Source organism: Paenibacillus endophyticus, assembly GCF_014192395.1.
GTDB classification, from domain to species: Bacteria; Bacillota; Bacilli; order Paenibacillales; family Paenibacillaceae; genus Pristimantibacillus; species Pristimantibacillus endophyticus.
On sequence record NZ_JACHXW010000009.1, the window covers coordinates 244,494 to 263,308 of the forward strand.

Genomic DNA, 18,815 nt, shown 5'->3' on the forward strand with positions numbered 1-18,815 from the left:
CAACCAACCAACCAACCAACCAACCAACCAACCAACCAACCAACCAACCAACCAACCAACCAACCAACCAACCAACCAACCAACCAACCAACCAACCAACCAACCAACCAACCAACCAACCAACCAACCAACCAACCAACCAACCAACCAACCAACCAACCAACCAACCAACCAATCACTAACCAATCAACCACCAAATGAGGCGTGCATTGCACTTTGTGCAATAGAATCTCAAGAAAAAGTCAATTCGCCAAGCTACGTTGCAGAAAGTGCAATAGAATCAGCCTTATGAGTGGGAAATAGGCTGTGAAAGCACCATTCTGTTGCAGAAACTGCAACGTAGCAAGAGCGTGGTTAGTTAAACGACGAATAGAGTGTACAAAGTGCAACGTAGCTAGGGTGATCGATTGGAGGGAGTCTGAGGTAACTAATTTATTTTATCTATTCCAACCACCAACCACCAACAATCACCAACAACCAATCACTAATCAACCACCAAATGAGGCGTGCATTGCACTTTGTGCAATAGAATCTCAAGAAAAAGTCAATTCGCCAAGCTACGTTGCAGAAAGTGCAATAGAATCAGCCTTATGAGTGGGAAATAGGCTTTGAAAGCACCATTCTGTTGCAGAAACTGCAACGTAGCAAGAGCGTGGTTAGTAAAACGACGAATAGAGTGTACAAAGTGCAACGTAGCTAGGGTGATCGATTGGAGGGAGTCTGAGGTAACTAATTTCATCTATTCCAACCACCAACCAACCAACCAACCAACCAACCAACCAACCAACCAACCAACCAACCAACCAACCAACCAACCAACCAACCACCAAATGAGGCGTGCATTGCACTTTGTGCAATAGAATCTCAAGAAAAAGTCAATTCGCCAAGCTACGTTGCAGAAAGTGCAACAGAATCAGTCTTATGAGTGGGAAATGGGCTGTGAAAGCACCATTCTGTTGCAGAAACTGCAACGTAGCAAGAGCGTGGTTAGTTAAACGACGAATAGAGTGTACAAAGTGCAACGTAGCAAGGGTGATCGATTGGAGGGAGTCTGAGGTAACTAATTTCATCTATTCCAACCACCACCAACCACCAACAATCACCAACAACTAATCAACAACTAATCAACAACTAATCACTAACCAACCACCAAATGAGGCGTACATTGCACTTTGTGAAATAGAATCTCAAGTAAACGTCAATTCGCCAAGCTACGTTGCAGAAAGTGCAATAGAATCAGCCTTATGAGTGGGAAATAGGCTGTGAAAGCACCATTCTGTTGCAGAAACTGCAACGTAGCAAGAGCGTGGTTAGTTAAACGACGAATAGAGTGTACAAAGTGCAACGTAGCTAGGGTGATCGATTAGAGGGAGTCTGAGGTAACTAATTTCATCTATTCCAACCAACCAACCAACCAACCAACCAACCAACCAACCAACCAACCAACCAATCACTAACCAACCACCAAATGAGGCGTACATTGCACATTGTGCAACAGAATCTCAAGTAAACGTCAATTCGCCAAGCTACGTTGCAGAAAGTGCAATAGAATCAGCCTTATGAGTGGGAAATAGGCTGTGAAAGCACCATTCTGTTGTAGAAACTGCAACGTGGCAAGAGCGTGGTTAGTTAAACGACGAATAGAGTGTACAAAGTGCAACGTAGCAAAAGAGTGGTTAGTTAAACGACGAGTAGAGTGTACAAACTGCAACGTAGCAAAAGAGTGGTTAGTTAAATGACGAATAGAGTGCACAAACTGCAACGTAGCAAGAGAGTGGTTAGTTAAATGACGAATATAGTGTACAAGCTGCAACGTAGCAAAAGCGTGGTTAGTTAAACGACGAATAGGCTGCAGAAACTGCAACGTAGCAATAGAGTAGTTACTTGAACGACGAGTAGCATGTGCAAAGTGCAGCGTAGCTCAGGTGATTAGCATAAGAAGAATTTGAGTAGTTGGGCTTAATCTTGAAACTCGCTCCGCATTCATGCTTTCCTCCAACTAGGAGACTAATTAGAGAGGAAGTTTTGCTTCCTCGCGCAAAAGCGACACCAGCGCGGCCGCCTGCGATATCGGCTCACCGGGAAGACGTTTGCCTGCCGCTCGCGGCGGTGGCGGTAGCAGCTCTGTTCGGGCGGTGCGCGGTTCTATGTCCGCTGGTTCGAGCGCACCACTGCTTAACAGCTCGGCCGCCGTTACAGTACGAAGCGGCTTGCGCTTTGCTTTCATAATGCCCGGCAGAGACGGATAGCGGGGCTCATTCAGGCCTTGCTGCGCCGTGATGAGCGCGGGCAGCGGAATCACGACGGTTTCGGTATCGCCTTCGATGTCGCGCTCGACGAGTGCAAAACGTTGAGCGCTGGAGGAACTTGCGGCTTGCAGCACGCTGTCCGCGGGTAATGCGTTTATTTCATCTGCGCTTAGAAGCGTAAGCTTAACGGCAGACGATGCATGGTGCAGCCCCAGCCGCTCGGCGATCTGCAGTGCGACACTTCCAGCCCCGCTGTCTACCGCGAATAGTCCGGCAAGCAAGAGATCAGGAGTGAGCGGCGCGATAACGGCAGCTAGTGCTGCCGCAACTGCGGAGCCATCCTCGGGCAGAGTCGAGCTGTCCAGCCTAAGGGCTTCATCGGCACCGATTGCCAGCGCTGTGCGCAGCGCATCCTGTGATCGCTCCGGGCCGCATGTTACCGCAATGACTTCACCGCCTAGCCGCTCCCGCTGGCGAAGCGCCTCCTCCAGTGCATATTCATCGTAAGGGTTGATGACGAATTTGGCGTCTGCTTCATCCACGCGGCCAGCGTTTACGATGATTTTTTCCTCGGTATCAAACGTTTGCTTGAGAAGCACAACTATTTTCAGCATAGAAGCTCCCTCACTTCAACCGACATGGTGGTCACACTGTCCATCAGTGCTACGATATGTGGTTTGAGGCATGAATAGACCGTTTTCAATCGCCCACTGGGCGGCATGTTCATGCTCAAAAAGACATATACATGGAGCATTGCGGCTATTTTTGAAAGCGCTTTAATGCTTGTCCGACTACTTTGCGTTTTGATGCTCTGTTGCAGGAGCGGGCAATTAAGGGAGGCGTGGCATATGTCATCATGGTTGGCAGCCGGAACGGTCGATCCTTGGATTACGGGGAGCAAGTGGGTCTTGTTTGCTGCGGTAGTAATCCTTGCCGTTACCATGTTCGGGATGGTCGTGCACAGGCGGATCATCTATATGAGACTGGGAGAACCGTATACATTTACCCGGTATCGCCGCGCGCAGGGGAGCCAAGCAGGCTTTGGCGCTCAGGTGCTTGGTCATCGCAAGCTGCTGAACGACGTGAGAAGCGGAATCATGCATTTGGTTTATTTTTACGGCTTTATCGTGCTTCAGTTCGGCGCGGCAGATCTGATCTGGAAGGGGCTGAGCAACGGATCTCCGCTGCCGCTGCCCTATTATAGCGCGTTCACGCTTACGCAGGAGCTGACCGTTATACTCGTTTTTGGCGCGGTGCTCTACGGTGCCTTTCGGCGCTACGGCGAACGGCTGCCGCGTCTGAAGCGAGGGTGGAAGCCGTCGCTTGTCATGTGGTTCATTGGCTCGCTGATGCTGACGGTATTGTTTACGCTGGCGTTCGAGCGGCTGGCTATGGAAGAGGCAACGTCTGTCAACGCGCCTGTCCATGAGTCTTATGCGCCAATCAGCGGCAGTCTGGCACATTTGCTTGAGAACATTGGCATTCAATCGGGAAGCGCTGCGGCACATGCCGGCTTTGAACTGTTTTGGTGGCTGCATCTGATCGTGCTGCTCGGTTTTCTCGTTTACGTGCCGCAGTCAAAGCATTTTCATCTGATGACCGGTCCGATTAATCTTTGGTTCCGACGCAGCACACCGCCTGGGCGGCTTACACCGCTCAATCTAGAGGACGAGGAAGCGGAGTCGTTCGGTGCGGGGAAGGTGGAGCATTTTTCTCAAAAGCAGATGCTTGATCTATATGCCTGCGTGGAATGCGGCCGCTGCACGAACGTCTGTCCTGCCGCAAGTACCGGAAAGCTGTTGTCACCGATGCATTTAATCGTAAAACTCAGGGATCATTTGACGGAGAAGGGAGCAGCGATTACGTCCAAGTCGCCGTGGATGCCAGCCAGCCTTTGGCAATCCAAAACGAACGTGCCACGTGCGCATGTCATGGGCGGAGTTATTCCCGCCTGGGATTCGCCAGAGGACTGGGGAACGGATATCGAGCCGACGATGGCTGCGCAAGCAGGAGCTTGGAGCGTACGGGAGGGCGTCGATCCGAAGGAGGTGGAGCTGATTGGCGAGGTTCTGACGGAGGAGGAGCTCTGGGCGTGCACGACCTGCCGCAATTGCGAGGAGCAATGCCCGGTTGGCAATGAGCATGTGGATAAAATCATCGACATGCGCCGTCATCTTGTGCTCATGGAGGGCAGACTGCCGTCTGACGGGCAGCGCGCGCTCCAGAATATTGAACGACAAAGCAACCCGTGGGGGCTGCCCCGCGCCGAGCGTGCCGCATGGATTGCCGAGTGCGAAAGCCGCACAGGCATACGTGTCCCTACGATGCAAGAGCTGAAGCAGCAGGGACGAAAAGCTGATGTGCTCCTTTGGGCGGGCTCGATGGGCGCCTATGATATGCGCAGTCGTCGCGTGCTGTACGATGTTGTGCGGCTGCTGAAGCATGCGGGCGTAAGCTTCGCGACGCTTGGACACGAGGAGCGAAGCTCCGGCGATACCGCAAGGCGAATCGGGAATGAGCTGCTTTTTCAAGAGCTGTGCCGCGAGAACATCGAGACCATCGGCAAATATGAGATTAGCCATATCGTGACCGCTTGCCCGCATACCTATAATACGCTCAAGAACGAGTATCCGGATTTTGGACTGCCTCAGCACATCTTAATCGAGCATCACACGGAGCTGCTTGCGAAGCTGCTCGCCAACGGCTCGCTAAAAGCGGTACATGCGATCGACGAGCGCGTAACCGTTCACGATTCCTGTTATCTTGGCCGCTATAACCAGACCTATGAAGCGCCAAGGGATATGCTGCGTGCCATACCAGGCGTGACGACACTGGAGATGGAGCGCTCGCGCTCAAACGGGATGTGCTGCGGAGCGGGAGGCGGACTAATGTGGATGGAGGAGCATGCCGGAACGAGGGTCAACCATGCTCGGACCGCGCAGGCGCTGGAGGTGAAGCCATCGGTTATCAGCTCTGCCTGCCCATACTGCTTGACGATGATGGAGGATGGCTTGAAGGCGCTAGGTTCCGATGAGCGGGTTATTGCGCGAGATGTGGCAGAGCTTCTGGCAGAGAGCGTCTTTGGCGAATAAGCGGTTAAGCGGCATGAGGTAGCGGGACGAGGTAAGGCAATGGGGATATTTGTGAGGTTTGAGGTGCTAGGAGTGAGATAGAGGATGGAGTAAACGACTTGAGGTTAAAGGAGCGAGGTGCGAGACAGAGGAAGGATTGAACGACTTGAGGTTGTAAGTGCTAGGAGCGAGGCAGAGGAAGAAGTATATGACTTGAGGTCTGAGGTGCGAGGTGCGAGACAGAGGACGGAGTAAGCTACTTGAGGTTTGAGGTTTAAGGTGCGAGGAGCGAGGCAGAGGAAGAAGTATATGACTTGAGGTTGTAGGTACAAGGCAAAGGCAAAGGCAAAGCACACACCTCATGATGTAAGGATTATTTGCTAATAAACAAAAGCCATGAGGAAAGCTCATGTCCGAAAAAGTGCCTAGCGAAAGGGAAAAACAAAGTACAGGGAGGCTGTAAATGACGATACAAGCGCTGCAAAAAAGCGCCAGCTCCATACGCAGAGCCGCTGTGATCGGCTCAGGCGTAATGGGCGCTGGCATCGCGGCCCATTTGGCGAACGCAGGCATGCGTGTCACTCTGTTGGACGTTGTACCGCAGTCGCTTACGGCAGATGAGGAGCGGCAAGGATTGACGCTTGCCGATGCCAAGGTTCGTAACCGGCTTGCTGCGGCAGCTGTCGCTAAGATGGGCAAATCCCAGCCGGCCCAGCTATATGATTCGAGCTGGGCCGCACGCATAACCCCAGGCAACCTGACCGATCATTTGGACGCGCTTGGCGAGGCGGATTGGATCGTAGAGGCAGTTGTTGAGCGGCTGGACATTAAGCAGCAGGTGCTTGCTGTTATTGAATCGGCACGCTCTCCAGGTTCAATCGTATCCACGAACACGTCGGGCTTGTCGGCGGCTTCCATGGCAGAAGGGAGAAGCGAGGAGTTTCGGAGGCATTTTGGCGTTACGCATTTCTTTAATCCTCCTCGTTACATGAAGCTGGTTGAGATCGTCGCTACCGCGGATACTTCGCCTGAGGTAGTGCGGCTGCTCACGGAGGTTTGCGAGAAACGGCTGGGCAAGGGCGTCGTGCTGGCTAAGGATACCCCTAACTTTATTGCAAACCGGATCGGTACCTATGGGATGTTAGTCACCTTGGCGGATATGCTGGCGTTTGGCCTGACGGTAGAAGAAGCGGATGCGCTCACGGGTCCCACAATGGGCAGGCCGAAGACGGCAACGCTGCGCATGCTGGACATTGTAGGCCTCGATACGCTGCTGCATGTCGTAGACAATGTACGGGAGAGGAGCAGCGATTCCGCTGAGCAAGCGGTGTTTGCCAGGCCCGCGCTGCTGGAGCAGCTTGTAGCCGCTGGGCGTCTGGGCGAGAAAACGGGAGCTGGATTCTATCGCAAAATAAAGGGCAAGAACGGCAGCGAAATCGAGTCCCTGCGATTGGATACGCTGGAGTACGGGCCGAAGCGTCCGGTAAGCTCGCCGGTCATCGATGCCTCCAAGACTGCCAAAGGGGCGGCAGGGAAGGTGAAAGCGCTGCTTGGCAGCGATCCGCGTGACCGATATGCGAAGTTCGCTTGGTCAACGATTAAGAAAACGCTGCTGTATGCTGCGGGTCAGGTCGGCATCATAGCGGATTCGCTTTCGGATATCGATCGTGCCATGCGCTGGGGCTTCAATTGGGAGCTGGGACCGTTCGAGCTGTGGGATGCGATTGGGCTTCGGAATTCGGTGCAGCGGATGCAGAAGGAGGGCGATCGCGTACCGGAGTGGGTATTGTCCTGGCTTGAGGCAGGCAATGAAAGCTTTTATCGCATGCAGGGAGATGAGCGCGTCTATGCAGCGAGCGGAGCCTATCAAGCGGAGTCTGCTGAGCCGGATACCATTTCGCTCGCAGCGCTTAAGGCAGCAGGGAAAACCGTCTTTTCGACCAGCGGCGCTAGTCTGATCGATCTTGGAGACGAGGTGGCGCTGCTTGAATTTCATTCGCCGAACAATGCGATAGGCGGTGATATTTTGGCCGCGATTACGAGGAGCTCGAAGGAGGTATCGCAGAACTGGCGCGGGCTGGTGCTTGCGAATGATGGCCGCCATTTCTGCGTAGGCGCAAATCTGATGCTGCTGTTGATGGAGGCGCAGAGCGGAGACTGGGATGAGGTAGAGGAGATTATTCGCTTCTTCCAAGGCAGCATGCTGCAGCTGAAGCGGCTCGATCGCCCTGTTGTAGCGGCTCCGCACCGAATGACGCTTGGCGGCGGGGTTGAAGCGTGCTTGCCTGCGGATCAAATCATATACTCCCCGGAAACCTACTTCGGACTCGTAGAGACGGGAGTAGGCCTCATTCCAGCTGGCGGCGGCTGCAAGGAAGCGGCAGCGATGGCTGCGCATCGCGCATTGGCCGCGAGCAGCGGCAAGCCGGGAGGCGACCTGCAGCCGCACCTGAATACGCTGTTCGAGACGATCGCGCTTGCAAAAGCGTCAACCAGCGGCTTCGAGGTGAGCCGTATCGGGCTGATGCGGCCGCAGGACCGCGTCATCATGCGCCAGGAAGCACGAATTGCCGAGGCGAAGCGGGCGGTGCTGGCGCTTGACCGCGCAGGCTATTCGCCGCCAGCGGAGGAGCGCATCCGCGTTGCCGGGCGCGAGGGCGGCGCGGTGCTGAAGGTCGCGGTGCAGGCGATGCGGCTAAGCGGCCATATTAGCAAGCATGACGCGCTTATCGCCGGCAAGCTTGGGTCTGTGCTTGCCGGCGGCGATATTCAGCCGGGCGCAGAGGTAAGCGAGCAATATTTGCTCGATTTGGAATGCGAGGCATTCCTAAGCTTATGCGGAGAGCGGAAGACGCAGGAGCGCATGAGCCATATGCTGGCGACGGGCAAGCCGCTGCGCAATTAAATGCTTTTGAAGCAGAAGGAGGAGGGCGAAATGTCAGCTTCATCACCGTTTGAGAATCATGGGCGAGACGCTGTTATCGTAGCTGCGGTGAGAACGGCAGTCGGCAAAGCATCCAAAGGCGGCCTGGCGGAGACGAGGGCGGAGGATTTGGGCAGGGCGGTGCTGGAAGGCGCACTCAAGCGAGTGCCGACTCTGTCGCCGGAACTTATTGAGGATGTGATTATCGGCTGTGCGATGCCGGAAGGCGAGCAGGGGCTTAACATGGCGCGCACGATTTCGCTATATGCAGGGCTGCCGGTAACGACGCCGGCCGTTACGATAAACCGGTTCTGCGCATCCGGCCTGCAGGCGATTGCGTATGCGGCGGAGCGTATTCGGCTTGGCGATGCGGATGTTATAGCGGCTGGCGGCGTGGAGAGCATGAGCCATGTGCCGATGACCGGGTTTAAGCTGTCGCCGCATCCGGCCATTGTAGATTCGCGGCCGGAGGTTTACATGGGCATGGGGCATACAGCCGAGGAGGTTGCCCGCCGCTACGGCGTATCGCGGGGCGAACAGGATGCGTACGCGGCAGCCAGCCATCGCAAGGCGGCAGCGGCAATCGAAGCAGGCCGCTTCAAAGCGGAAATCGTTCCGATCACGGCGAGCCGGTCTGGGGTGAATGATGCGGGAAGGCCTTGGTCGAAGGTATTTCAGTTCGATACCGATGAGGGCGTGCGACCGGAGACGAGCGTACAAACGTTGGCGCCGCTCAAGCCATCTTTTGCCAGGGAAGGAACGGTTACGGCAGGCAATACCTCGCAAATGAGCGATGGCGCAGCTGCTGTGATTGTAATGAGCAGAGCGCGAGCCGAGGAGCTTGGACTGCGGCCGCTCGCTGTATTCCGAAGCTTCAGCGTGGCGGGTGTCGCTCCCGAGGTGATGGGCATTGGACCCATTGAGGCGGTACCCAAAGCGCTTCGGAGAGCGGGGATTACACTTGAGCAGGTTGATTTATTCGAGCTGAACGAGGCTTTTGCCGCCCAGTGCGTTCCGATTATCAAAGAGCTGGGCATTCAGCCTGACCGAGTCAATGTTAACGGAGGAGCCATTGCGCTTGGGCATCCGCTTGGCTGTACGGGAACGAAGCTGGCGGTATCGCTTATTCATGAGCTTGGCAGGCGCGGAGGCGGGATTGGCGTAGTCACGATGTGCGTAGGCGGCGGAATGGGGGCAGCTGGCGTGATCGAGGTATACGGCTCATGAGGGCAGACGCGGTGCGGTCCGTATGATTGAGGTGTGTGTTGCATGAGGGCAGACGCGGTGTATTCAGTGTGATCGAGGTATGCGCTGCATAAGGAGAGACGCGGTGCGATCAGTGTGATAGAGGTATGCGGTGAATTAGGAGAGACATGGTGCGATTCATGTGATCGAGGTGCGGACGGCGTCAATCATTTAGGGCGAGTACAATGAACAGCGCTAATAATCGAATGACTGAAGGGAGACCTGCAGCATGACGGAAGCGATACGTTTTGGCGGCCGGTTTGTCATGGAGGACAGCACGCCGGATTCGGTGGTGACACCTGAGGACTTCACGGAAGAGCAGCGGATGATGGGAGATGCGGCGCGGCAGTTTTTGGATACGGAGATTACGCCTCGCGATGCAGACTTGGAGGCGCTGAATTATGAACTGACGGTAGAATTGATGCGGAAGGCAGGGGAGCTTGGCTTGCTCGGTGCCGATGTGCCGGAAGCATACGGTGGTCTTGGCCTGGATAAGGTTAGCACGACATTGCTTGCGGAGACGCTGGCCCGCGCTTCGTCGTTCGCGCTTTCGGTCGGAGCGCATACTGGCATCGGTACGCTGCCCATCGTATTCTTCGGAACGCCAGCGCAAAAACAAGCTTACCTGCCTGCGCTTGCAACCGGCGAGCGGATTGCCGCCTATTGCTTGACGGAGCCGGCATCGGGCTCGGATGCGCTCGGCGCGAGAACGACGGCCAGGCTGACGCCGGATGGCAAGCATTACGTATTGAACGGCTCCAAGCTGTATATCACGAATGCCGGTTTTGCGGACTTGTTCATCGTGTATGCCAAAGTCGATGGTGAATATTTTACAGCGTTTATTGTGGAGAAGGGCATGGCGGGGTTCAGTATTGGTCCGGAGGAGCATAAGATGGGCATCAAGGGTTCTTCAACGCGCCCTTTGTTTTTCGAGGATGTGCCCGTACCGGTCGAGAATGTACTGGGGGAGGTCGGAAAAGGGCATCAGATTGCCTTTAATATTTTGAACATTGGCAGATTCAAGCTTGGGGCAGCCTGCCTCGGATCATCGAAGGAGACGATTGAGCTGGCATCCTCGTATGCGAATACGCGAAAACAGTTCGGCCGGGCAATTTCCTCTTACCCGCTCATTGGCGCGAAGCTGGCCGATATGAACATTCGTACTTATGTGCTTGAAAGCATGGTATACCGGACCGCCGGATGGATTGACGCGATGCTGCGGACAACGGAGTCTGCAGACGGCGTGTCCATTGCGAAGGCGATCGGAGAGTATGCCATTGAGTGCTCGATTATTAAAGTATTCGCATCCGAGGCGCTTGATTTCGTAGCTGACGAAGGGGTGCAGATTCATGGCGGATACGGCTATATCCATGAATATAAAGTGGAGCGGATATACCGGGATTCGCGGATTAACCGGATTTTTGAAGGGACGAATGAAATCAACCGAATGCTCATACCCGGAACGCTGATGAAAAAAGCTTTAAAGGGAGAGCTTCCCCTGCTGCGCAAGGTACGGTCGCTTCAAGCCGAGCTCGTGCAGCCGATGCCGATACCGCCGCTTGAGAAGCCGCTCAGCAAAGAGGCGTTCCGCCTAGGGCAGGCCAAGAAGGCTTTCCTTGCCATTGGGGGGCTGGCGGTCCAGAAGCTGGGTCTCCGGCTTGAACAGGAGCAGGAGGTGTTGTGCTCGCTCGCCGATCTGATGATCCAAATATTTGCTATGGAAAGCGCGTTGCTGCGGTCTCAAAAGATTGTCAAGGCAAGCGGCGGGGCGGGATCGGAGAAAGCGGAAAACGTCATCGCGATGACGACTGTATTCGTGCAGGAAGCGATGGAGCGCGTGGATTCGCTGGCTAAGCTTGCGCTTGCCGCGCTTGAGCAAGGAGACGCTCTGCAGATGCAGCTGTCCATTCTGAAGAAGCTAATGCGTGCGCCGCTGTCGGATACGGTTGCTTTGAAACGAACGATTGCTGCCCGCGTCATTCGCGGTGAGCATTATGTCGTGTGAAGGGGGAGAGCATGAATGGAGCCGCTCGGACCGGAAGACCCGTCTTTGCAAGACCAGCCGTCCATTGAAGCACAGCAGCTCGCGTATCCATGGCTTCGTCACTATCCGGAGGAGGTTTCTCCTTCGCAGAGCTATCCCGACCAGAGCGTCGTTCAATTCTTAGTTAATGCGGTTAATAAGCATCCAGATCACACTGCTATTCATTTCCTTGGCAAAATCGTAACGTACCGCGAGCTGCATGACTCGGCCACCAGGCTTGCTCTAGGGCTTGTCTCCCTCGGCGTCGCTAAGGGCGATCGAGTGGCGGTCATGCTGCCCAATTGCCCGCAGGCTGTTATTGCCTATTACGGAGTGCTGCTTGCAGGAGGCGTAGTCGTGCAGACGAATCCGCTGTATGTGGAGCGGGAACTGGAGCATCAGCTGGCGGACAGCGGGGCAGTCGCCATCATTACGGTAGATTTGCTCTATCCGCGGTTGTCTCGGGTGCGGGGGGAGCAGCCGGAGAAAGGTCCTCTGCCGCAGCTGAGGCATGCAATAGTCACATCCATTAAGGATGGGCTGCCGTTTCCCAAAAGCTTGCTGTACCCGCTCAAGCAGCGGAAAGATGGCTTTCGCGCAGAAATTCCATACGGAAGCCTTGGCGTAGTCAACTACAAGAAGCTGCTGGCAGGGAAGCACGCTTCTCATATGTTGCCGGAGCCGGCTAAGGGAGCGGAGCTTGCGGCACTGCAATATACAGGCGGCACAACCGGAACGCCAAAGGGAGTTATGTTGACCCACCTTAATCTGGTGGCGAACACGATGCAAACCTCTGCGTGGTGCTACAAGGCAGAGGATGCGAAAGAGCGTTTCCTAGCGGCGCTGCCGCTGTTTCACGTATTTGGATTAACGGTATTAATGAATATGTCGGTGCTGCGCGCAGGCACGCTTATTCTGCTGCCCCGTTTCGAGGTTGAGACCGTGCTTCAGACGATAGGCCAGCAGAAGCCGACTATTTTTCCAGGCGCACCGACGATGTATGTAGCGCTCATTCACCACAAGGCGGCTGCCAAAACAGATCTTTCGTCCATTAATGTGTGCATAAGCGGTTCTGCGGCTTTGCCGCTTGAGGTTCAGGAGAAGTTTGAGGCGCTGACGGGAGGTAGGCTTATCGAGGGCTACGGGCTATCCGAGGCCTCACCGGTCACGCATGCCAATCCGATATGGGGGCGGCGCAAAATCGGGACGATCGGTGTCCCGTTTCCCGATACGGAAGCGGTTGTCATTCATCAGGAAACAGGTGAGCGGCTGCCTGTCGGTGAGCTTGGAGAGCTTATCGTTCGCGGGCCGCAGGTCATGAAGGGCTACTGGAACAAACCAGCGGAAACGGCTCAAGTGCTGCGCGACGGGTGGTTATATACGGGCGATTTGGCCACAATGGACGAGGACGGTTATTTTACGATCATGGATCGTATTAAGGATGTTATTATTGCCGGCGGGTTTAATATTTATCCACGAGAGGTGGAGGAGGTGCTGTTCGAGCACCCTGCCGTCAGGGAAGCGGCCGTTATCGGCGTTAAGGATGAGTACCGCGGCGAAACGGTAAAAGCGTTTATCGTGTTCAAAGAGGGCTGGCAAGTATCGAGCAGTCAGCTCGATCGTTGGTGCAGAGAGCGCCTGGCTGCGTACAAGGTACCTCATTACTATGCGATTAGGGAAACGCTTCCAAAGACGATGGTTGGCAAGGTGCTTCGCCGCAAGCTTCAAGAAGAGGAGATCGAACAGAAGGCCGCTGCTGAGAACAAGGGAGAGTGATCGGCTTGGATGAGGACTGGTTTGTACAGGAGGCTGATCAGGCCGGTCACCTGACTAGGCTCGCGGAGCGCGCTCAAGCGACATTTTGGGGCGTGCTCGGCTGTGAGGTCGTACAGGCAAACGCCAGCAAAGCGACGATCTGTCTAGACGCGTCTGAGCGGCATCTCAACTTGCTCGGCATCGTTCACGGCGGCGTTCTGATGTCGCTTCTAGACAATGCCATGGGTCTTTGCGTGATGCTGGCAGCACCTGAACAGCGTACGGTAACAGCGAATTTGAATACACAATTTCTAGCGAGCAGCAAGGGCGGGGTGCTTTTGTGCGAGGCGGTCCTAGTTCATCGTACGGCACGGACATTGACGCTCGAAGCACAGGTGAAGGATGAAAGCGGGAAGCTGCTTGGTCTTGGAATCGGTGCTTATCGCATTATATAGGAGGGATATGCTGGTCATTTGCTTGCCTGCTTCTGATTCGTTATAATAAAACCTAATATATGGAAAGTTTAATAGCTGGCAAAAGGATTAATGAATGTCGGGTATATTCCGATAAATGTAATAGGGAAGGAGGCGAGGACATGGTTCAAGGCTGGGTAACGACACTCGTATTAGGATTCGGAATCGCGGTTGCCGTCGTTGGCGTGATCGCATATTTAAGAATGTTTCGTAAAGACAGGCTATCTTCGACGTCTCACCAAGCAGACGATGTCTCGCCTCCAAACGTGTTTATATCAGCAAAATCAACGGATGGCGGGCACAAGAAGGAAGCCAAACCCGAACAAGCCACGCCGCAAGATTAAGAAATGTTCACTTTCATAATCGAAATCAAAATGTTATAATAGTAAGAAAAATGTGAACATTGTGACTCATTGGCCATGGAGTTGCCTGCACCGAGTGGGGGTTCTTGCGGAGTACTCGCCGCATGCGGTCTCGTATAATGCTGTTTAGGACGACCATCCAACGTAAAGGGGAGGAGATTTCATGGCGAAACATAGCCAGAATGAAGTCAAGGAAAGCCTGAAGGAACTCACGAGAATTTTTCAACCCAAGGACCCGCGTAAGTTTGTTAAAGAATATATTCGCAAGTACCGGATTACCGGAGGCTACGAGGATGAATTAACGACATTGGTGGAAAATGAGTTAGGCAGGATCAACTCCTCAGTCAGTTAGCACAATAAGTATAATACGGCTTTGTACACTGTCACGCGGCAGGATGCAAAGTCTTTTTTGTTTATGCAGGTAGTGCTGCGCCCCCCGCTTAAACCCAACTTCATTATTTACGACCATCAAGCAAACCGAGCAAACCGAGCAAACCGAGCAAACCCAGCAAACCGAGCAAACCGAGCAAACTAAGTAAACCAAGTAAACCAAGTAAGCCAAGTAAGCCAAGTGAACCAATCAAACCGAGCAACTAGCCAAACCAACCAACCAACCAACCAACCAACCAACCAACCAACCAACCAACCAACCAACCAACCAACCAACCAACCAACCAACCGACCAAACCAAACCAACCACCGCGGCGTACATTGTACTTTGTGCAATGAAAACTCACATAAAAGGCAATTCGCGAGGCTACGTTGTAGAAAGTGCAGCAGAACCACTCTAATAAGTGGTTAACGGGATAAAACAATGCCATTCTGTTGCAGAAACTGCAACGTAGCAAGAGCGTGGTTAGTTAAACGACGATTAGAGTGTACAAAGTGCAACGTAGCTAGGGAGGTTTCTGGAGTAAATTTGAGTTAGGTAACTGGAGCAACTATGTTGTAATTTACAGCAAGTTCGGGAAGCCATTTAAATCATTGACCAACCAACCAACCAACCAACCAACCAACCAACCAACCAACCAACCAACCAACCAACCGCGGTACATTGTACTTTCTGCAATGAAAACTCACATAAAAGGCAATTCGCGAGGCTACGTTGTTGAAAGTGCAGCAGAATCACTCTAATAAGTGGTTAACGGGATAAAACAATGCCATTCTATTGCAAAAACTGCAACGTAGCAAGAGCGTGGTTAGTTAAACGACGATTAGAGTGTACAAAGTGCAACGTAGCAAGGGAGGTTTCTGGAGTGAATTTGAGTTAGGTAACTTAAGTGATCAACTGGAGGGAACATGCGGTAGGGAGCATGACTGACCGGCCTGAGAAATGCGGAAAATCTCCGCAGTGGTAATCCTCTCATTCACCAACTGTTTGAGTATCCCCGCGTGCAGCATCTAGTTATCGGGTAGGTCAAGTCGTTACGTTTAATGGGAGAAGCTTTTTTGTAATTCACAGCATATTCGGGTAGCCAATTAAATCATTAACCAGCCACTCTACAATCGAGGTGTACATTGTACTTTCTGCAAAGAGATCTAACATAAAGGCAACTCGCGAGGATACTTTGTAGAAAGTGCAACAGAATCACCTAATAAGTGGTTAACAGCATAAAACACTACCATTCTGTTGCAGAAACTGAAAAGTAGTAAGAGCGTGGTTAGTTAAACGACGATTAGAGTGTACAAAGTGCAAAGTAGCTAGGGGTTCTGGAGTAAATATGAGTTAAGTGACTGGAGTGATCGACTGAGGGAAATCTGAGGTAGGCAACTTGAGTGAATGGTTTGAGTAAATTTGAGTTAGGTACCTGATGTGATCGACTGGAGGGAGCCCGACATAGGGAGTTTAACTGATCTGCTTGAGAAATTCTGAAAAATATATGCAGTGGTTACCCGCCTGTTCGCTAACTGTTGGAGTTATTTGCGCTTGCAGCATCTAGTTATTAGGTAGATCAAGTCGTTACATTTAACATTTAATGGGGCCAGCTATGTTGTAATTTACAGCATATTCATGAAGCTGAATAACTGGTTTGACAACCAGCAGCAATGGAATATAAGCCTATTGTCAATAAATTCGCCATATCGGATGGGCATTTGTCTCCTTTTACGCGAATAAGTTATACATAGACAAATCTACTCGTTATGCCTTAATTTTTTGCTCGGCGATGTGGAATTTGTTGCCGCAAAACGTTGGTTCAAGTATAGCCACTAACTTGCTTCGTAAAACCTTAAGGAGGTTTGAACACACATGGCAGTGGATTTGAAGACGAAGGAACATATTCGAGGTATTCGCAAGGCTGGTCGTATTGTCGCTGCCTGTCACAAAGCTCTTTCAAAGCGGATTGCGCCAGGCGTAACGACGCTGGAGATTGACCGATTTGTGGAGCGATTCATGCTGGATCGAGGTGCGACTCCGGCCCAGAAGGGGTACAAAGGTTATCCGTTCGCGATATGTGCCTCCGTCAATGAGGTTGTTTGCCATGGTTTTCCTGATTCAGAGCCTTTAGAGACGGGTGATATTGTTACGATTGACATGGTAGCCGATGTAGATGGTTGGAAAGCAGACTCGGCTTGGACCTACGCGATAGGCCGCATAAACACGGCAACCGAAAAGTTGCTTTTGGCCGCAGAGCAATCGTTGCAGGATGGAATAAAGCAAGCGGTGCTCGGCAACCGACTTGGAGACATTGGTTATGCGATACAAGCGCGGGCAGAAAGAGCCGGCTTCGACGTGGTTACTGCATTCGTAGGTCATGGCATAGGAAGGAATATGCATGAATATCCTGAAGTCATGCATCGCGGCGTTCCTGGTCAAGGAATTGCGCTCGAAGAAGGCATGGTCATTACGATAGAGCCCATCATTACGGCTGGAAGGGCGGACGTGTACATTGCGCAGGACGGGTGGAGGGCACGAACACGGGACGGAGCGTGGGCAGCACAATTCGAGCATACCGTGGCCATTACCAAAGAAGGCCCAATTGTTTTAACGCGATGGGATTAAAATTAGGCCACTTACGAAATGGACATAGAGACCGGATGATACAGCTAAGCTCGTGCTGTGTTCATTCGGTTTTTTTACGGAAAGGACTATGTAACGAACTACAGAATGGTAAGGCTCTCACATTTTTACATTAGAAAAGAATGCGGGAACAAATACTGCTTTTACCATCAACGTAAAAAATACAGCATCAACAACGATGCAGTTTGCTGTTGCCGGAAACGGGCAAGTTGTTTTAGATTGGTCCCCCGGTAAGCGGATCATCGTCTTATCAAATTTATGTTAAAGAGGCTTCTGGGAGTTATGGAGCCGCAGTCGGAACAGTTAACGGCGCGCAAGAGCTATGCGGCTTCAGGTCTGACGAATGGAACGCTTTATTACTTCGTTGTGAAAACAGTAAATGCGGCGGGAGACAGCGAGCTTTCTAATGAAGTGACTTCGATACCTCTGTCCGTTCCGCAAGCGCCTCAAAACGGGTATAACGAGTCCAATCACGATGGCGCAAGGCTCTGATTACTTAAACGACGAATAGAGTGTACAAAGTGCAACGTAGCTTAGGTGTCATGTGTCGTGTAGGCTGAAGAACTCAGATAAAACCCACCACGCGCTTCAGTTACATTGCACTTTGTACAATAGAATCCACATAAAAAGGGGACCGCGAGAGGCTACACAGTAGAAAGTGCAGTAGAATCAGCCTTACGAGTGAATTATGGCTGCAATAGTGCCATTCTGTTGCAGAAACTACAATGTAGCAAGGCTGTGATGACTTAAACGACGAATAGAGTGTACAAAGTGCAACGTAGCTTGGGTAGTCGACAGGGGGAAATTAGAAGTAGCAAACGAGTCTATAAGAAACATATTGGCAGGAGAGAATCGGAGGATAACCCACCGTTCGCTTCAGTTACATTGCACTTTGTGCAATAGATACCACATAAAAAGGGGACCGCGAGAGGCTACACTGCAGAAAGTGCAGTAGAATCAGCCTTACGGGTGAAATTTGTCTCCCATAGCGCCATTCTGTTGCAGAAACTACAATGTAGCAAGGCTGTGATGACTTAAACGACGAATAGAGTGTACAAAGTGCAACGTAGCTTGGGTAGTCGACAGGGGGAAAGTAGAAGTAGCAAACGAGTCTATAAGAAACATATTGGCAGAAGAAACTCAGATAAAACCCACCACGCGCTTCAGTTACATTGCACTTTGTACAATAGAAACCACATAAAAAGGGGACCGCGAGAGGCTACAATGCAGAAAGTGCAGTAGAATCAGCCTTACGGATGAAATTTGTCTCCCATAGCGCCATTCTGTTGCAGAAACTACAACGTAGTAAGGCTCTGATGACTTAAACGACGAATAGAGTGTACAAAGTGCAACGTAGCTTGGGTAGTCGACAGGGGGAAAGTAGAAGTAGCAAACGAGTCTATAAGTAACATAATGGCTGAAGAACTCAGATAAAACCCACCACGCGCTTCAGTTATATTGCACTTTGTACAATAGAATCCACATAAAAAGGGGACCGCGAGAGGCTACACTGCAGAAAGTGCAGTAGAAACAGCCTTACGGGTGAAATTTGTCTCCCATAGCGCCATTCAGTTGCAGAAACTACAACGTAGCAAGGCTGTGACCTTGCCCCGAATAGATGGACACGAAGAAAACCTCTATAATAAATCATGGAGGGGTTCATATGGGACAACGGAAGAAATTCGACAAGGCATT

Annotated in this window: 12 protein-coding genes; 11 read left to right on the plus strand and 1 reads right to left on the minus strand. The window is 52.3% G+C overall.

Features of this window, described 5'->3' with window-relative positions:
- Positions 1-292, plus strand: a 292-nt coding sequence (locus FHS16_RS16855) for a PT domain-containing protein (RefSeq protein WP_183564802.1), incomplete at its 5' end; no start/stop codon positions are given.
- Between the two features lie 1,719 nt (positions 293-2,011).
- On the opposite strand, the gene FHS16_RS16870 is transcribed toward FHS16_RS16855, so the two are convergent.
- Positions 2,012-2,860 carry an electron transfer flavoprotein subunit beta/FixA family protein gene (locus FHS16_RS16870; protein ID WP_183564897.1) on the minus strand — a complete coding sequence of 283 codons (849 nt, stop codon included), beginning with the start codon at positions 2,858-2,860 and terminating at the stop codon, positions 2,012-2,014.
- Between the two features lie 237 nt (positions 2,861-3,097).
- Between FHS16_RS16870 and FHS16_RS16875 the strand changes: the two genes are divergently transcribed.
- From FHS16_RS16875 to FHS16_RS16930, 10 genes are all read left to right on the plus strand, one after another.
- Positions 3,098-5,341 carry a (Fe-S)-binding protein gene (locus tag FHS16_RS16875; RefSeq protein ID WP_183564805.1) on the plus strand — a complete coding sequence of 748 codons (2,244 nt, stop codon included), beginning with the start codon at positions 3,098-3,100 and terminating at the stop codon, positions 5,339-5,341.
- 442 nt (positions 5,342-5,783) lie between these two features.
- Complete coding sequence (locus FHS16_RS16880; protein ID WP_183564808.1) at positions 5,784-8,225, plus strand: 3-hydroxyacyl-CoA dehydrogenase/enoyl-CoA hydratase family protein; 2,442 nt, start codon at positions 5,784-5,786, stop codon at positions 8,223-8,225.
- Between the two features lie 30 nt (positions 8,226-8,255).
- Complete coding sequence (locus tag FHS16_RS16885; RefSeq protein WP_183564811.1) at positions 8,256-9,470, plus strand: acetyl-CoA C-acyltransferase; 1,215 nt, start codon at positions 8,256-8,258, stop codon at positions 9,468-9,470.
- A gap of 247 nt (positions 9,471-9,717) precedes the next feature.
- Positions 9,718-11,493, plus strand: a complete 1,776-nt coding sequence (locus FHS16_RS16890) for an acyl-CoA dehydrogenase FadE (protein WP_183564814.1) — start codon at positions 9,718-9,720, stop codon at positions 11,491-11,493.
- A gap of 15 nt (positions 11,494-11,508) precedes the next feature.
- The gene (locus FHS16_RS16895) at positions 11,509-13,287 is read left to right on the plus strand and encodes a long-chain-fatty-acid--CoA ligase (protein WP_183564817.1); all 1,779 of its coding nucleotides are present in this window, start codon (positions 11,509-11,511) and stop codon (positions 13,285-13,287) included.
- A 5-nt stretch (positions 13,288-13,292) separates the two neighbouring features.
- A complete protein-coding gene (locus FHS16_RS16900; RefSeq protein WP_246431789.1) occupies positions 13,293-13,721 on the plus strand; it encodes a PaaI family thioesterase in 429 nt (142 codons plus the stop codon).
- A gap of 140 nt (positions 13,722-13,861) precedes the next feature.
- The gene (locus FHS16_RS16905) at positions 13,862-14,083 is read left to right on the plus strand and encodes a hypothetical protein (protein ID WP_183564820.1); all 222 of its coding nucleotides are present in this window, start codon (positions 13,862-13,864) and stop codon (positions 14,081-14,083) included.
- A 181-nt stretch (positions 14,084-14,264) separates the two neighbouring features.
- Positions 14,265-14,453, plus strand: coding sequence for a hypothetical protein (locus FHS16_RS16910; RefSeq protein WP_054026245.1), 189 nt, complete (start codon positions 14,265-14,267; stop codon positions 14,451-14,453).
- Positions 14,454-16,349: 1,896 nt separating this feature from the next.
- Positions 16,350-17,102 carry a type I methionyl aminopeptidase gene (map, locus tag FHS16_RS16925; RefSeq protein WP_183564823.1) on the plus strand — a complete coding sequence of 251 codons (753 nt, stop codon included), beginning with the start codon at positions 16,350-16,352 and terminating at the stop codon, positions 17,100-17,102.
- Positions 17,103-17,402: 300 nt separating this feature from the next.
- Positions 17,403-17,612, plus strand: coding sequence for a fibronectin type III domain-containing protein (locus FHS16_RS16930; RefSeq protein ID WP_183564826.1), 210 nt, complete (start codon positions 17,403-17,405; stop codon positions 17,610-17,612).
- Positions 17,613-18,815 lie beyond the last annotated feature (1,203 nt).

Excerpts from the sequence above, each read along its gene's own strand:
- FHS16_RS16875 (WP_183564805.1), top strand. The coding sequence starts at position 3,098 with ATGTCATCATGGTTGGCAGCCGGAACGGTCGATCCTTGGATTACGGGG.
- FHS16_RS16880 (WP_183564808.1), top strand. The coding sequence starts at position 5,784 with ATGACGATACAAGCGCTGCAAAAAAGCGCCAGCTCCATACGCAGAGCC.
- FHS16_RS16885 (WP_183564811.1), top strand. The coding sequence starts at position 8,256 with ATGTCAGCTTCATCACCGTTTGAGAATCATGGGCGAGACGCTGTTATC.
- FHS16_RS16890 (WP_183564814.1), top strand. The coding sequence starts at position 9,718 with ATGACGGAAGCGATACGTTTTGGCGGCCGGTTTGTCATGGAGGACAGC.
- FHS16_RS16895 (WP_183564817.1), top strand. The coding sequence starts at position 11,509 with ATGGAGCCGCTCGGACCGGAAGACCCGTCTTTGCAAGACCAGCCGTCC.
- FHS16_RS16905 (WP_183564820.1), top strand. The coding sequence starts at position 13,862 with ATGGTTCAAGGCTGGGTAACGACACTCGTATTAGGATTCGGAATCGCG.
- FHS16_RS16910 (WP_054026245.1), top strand. The coding sequence starts at position 14,265 with ATGGCGAAACATAGCCAGAATGAAGTCAAGGAAAGCCTGAAGGAACTC.
- map (WP_183564823.1), top strand. The coding sequence starts at position 16,350 with ATGGCAGTGGATTTGAAGACGAAGGAACATATTCGAGGTATTCGCAAG.
- FHS16_RS16930 (WP_183564826.1), top strand. The coding sequence starts at position 17,403 with ATGGAGCCGCAGTCGGAACAGTTAACGGCGCGCAAGAGCTATGCGGCT.